General features: G+C 63.7%; 3 protein-coding genes and 2 pseudogenes. 4 read left to right on the plus strand and 1 reads right to left on the minus strand.

The features are described 5' to 3' along the window. The 4 genes and pseudogenes from EN745_RS37400 to EN745_RS34565 all read left to right on the plus strand — a co-directional run. Nucleotides 1–116 (plus strand): annotated as a pseudogene (locus EN745_RS37400) (GNAT family N-acetyltransferase); the annotation flags it as partial. After that, nucleotides 113–535 carry a (deoxy)nucleoside triphosphate pyrophosphohydrolase gene (locus EN745_RS34555; RefSeq protein WP_127423297.1) on the plus strand — a complete coding sequence of 141 codons (423 nt, stop codon included), beginning with the start codon at nucleotides 113–115 and terminating at the stop codon, nucleotides 533–535. The pseudogene EN745_RS37400 and the gene EN745_RS34555, both read left to right, overlap by 4 nt. Before the next feature lie 105 nt (nucleotides 536–640). Beyond that, nucleotides 641–949 (plus strand): hypothetical protein, encoded by a 309-nt coding sequence (locus EN745_RS34560; RefSeq protein ID WP_127423298.1) that lies wholly within the window; start codon nucleotides 641–643, stop codon nucleotides 947–949. Nucleotides 950–1,061: 112 nt separating this feature from the next. After that, nucleotides 1,062–1,244, plus strand: a complete 183-nt coding sequence (locus EN745_RS34565; protein WP_126058137.1) for a Flp family type IVb pilin — start codon at nucleotides 1,062–1,064, stop codon at nucleotides 1,242–1,244. A gap of 18 nt (nucleotides 1,245–1,262) precedes the next feature. Here the strand turns inward: EN745_RS34565 and EN745_RS34570 are convergent. Next, nucleotides 1,263–1,622: pseudogene (locus tag EN745_RS34570) on the minus strand (SAM-dependent methyltransferase); the annotation flags it as partial.

Raw genomic sequence — 1,622 nt, forward strand, 5'->3', positions numbered from 1 at the left:
CGCGGGAAGCCTGGCTGCAGGTGGAGGCCAGCAACGCGCCGGCGCTGTCGCTGTACCGATCGATGGGTTTCGAGGAAGTCTACCGCTACCACTATCGCCGGCCGCCCGGCGCATGAGCGAGCTCAAGTCAGCCGGCAAGCGCCTGCTTTTGGTCGCGGCCTGCGCGCTGGTCGACGCCGACGGGCGCGTGCTGCTGGCGCAGCGCCCCGAGGGAAAGCAGCTCGCTGGCTTGTGGGAATTCCCAGGCGGCAAGGTCGAGCCAGGCGAAACACCGGAAGAGTGCCTGATCCGGGAACTACATGAGGAGCTCGGCATCGAGACCGAGATCCCTTGCCTCGCACCGCTGACCTTCGCCAGCCATAGCTATGATCACTTTCACCTGTTGATGCCGCTTTTCGTCTGCCGCCGCTTCCGCGGGATTGCGCAGCCGAGGGAGGGGCAGGCGCTGAAATGGGTGCGGCCACGCCAGATGCGCGACTATCCGATGCCGCCGGCCGACGCGCCGCTGATCCAGTTCCTCATCGATCTCCTGTAGTCGGGGAATTCGGCGCTGGTTTAGCCAGCGTTAATGGATGATTTATCTCGATATGAAAAATTGCGGCGAGGCTGGTCTCGGCCTACACGCGTGGGGAGCGATTGCATGAGCCTGGACAAAGACTGGGAGTCGATCCGGCCGGACCGCGGCTTTCGCGCCGCCGATGCGGGCATGGGCGTGTTGCGCATCACGCTGCTGTTCGGTTCCGCCGCGGTGGCGCTGGCCCTGATCGCCGCGCCTTTCCTCGACAGCCACACGCGCCCGGCCCGCGATGGCATTGCCGGCGTCGACACGATGAGCACCGGTTCGATCGGCCATCGCGACACCTATACGCTGCGCCGCAGCGTGTTGCAGCCCCTGCCCAGCTCGATCTGCCTGATCCGCAGCGATGGCACGCGCAGTGGCGACTGCTGACATGGTTAACAATTTTTCCAGAACCGACCTATTTCACTGCCTGTTAAGCTTTTGCCGTTAACCTTTCTTAACGGGTCAACGCTAAGGTTCCTGGCAAGAGGGATCGATGATCATGAAAAAGCTGCTGCAACGGTTCATTCAAGACGAGACGGGCGCGACAGCCATTGAATATGGCGTGATCGTCACCGTCCTGTCGCTCGCCATCGTCGCCGGCGTCGGCCAGGTCGGCAATGCGATCGTGTGGTTGTTCAGCGATAACAACAGCAAGTTGGCCAACGCCTTCGCGCAGCACTGATCCCCAAGGGGTCGCTGCTCAGCGGTCTTGCGGACCTTCCAGGATGGTCTTCAGCGAGACCTTGGCCGTGCCGGGCTTTAGCGGCTTTTGCTGCGAAGCATCGGGCGCCCAGCCGGACATCCATACGAGCGAGAAGCTTGCCCTGATACGGCCGTCGGGATCGGAAAACCGTTCCGCGTAGATTTCGGCGGCGCGCGCGAAGAATTTCCGCGTGCCGGGCCGCCGGCTGCGATCGACGAGGGGGCTGGTCTCGCCCATGGCTCTCAGATCGGCGAGCAGGTCGAACATGGTGTCGTAACGCACCGTAACCGTCTCGACATCGGCGACCGGCAGCGCCAGGCCGGCGGGTTGAAGCAGCGCGCCGGCGCCGCGGCCATC

The organism is Mesorhizobium sp. M4A.F.Ca.ET.022.05.2.1 (genome assembly GCF_003998845.1).
Classification (GTDB): Bacteria; Pseudomonadota; Alphaproteobacteria; order Rhizobiales; family Rhizobiaceae; genus Mesorhizobium.

Excerpts from the sequence above, each read along its gene's own strand:
- EN745_RS34555 (WP_127423297.1), top strand. The coding sequence starts at position 113 with ATGAGCGAGCTCAAGTCAGCCGGCAAGCGCCTGCTTTTGGTCGCGGCC.
- EN745_RS34560 (WP_127423298.1), top strand. The coding sequence starts at position 641 with ATGAGCCTGGACAAAGACTGGGAGTCGATCCGGCCGGACCGCGGCTTT.
- EN745_RS34565 (WP_126058137.1), top strand. The coding sequence starts at position 1,062 with ATGAAAAAGCTGCTGCAACGGTTCATTCAAGACGAGACGGGCGCGACA.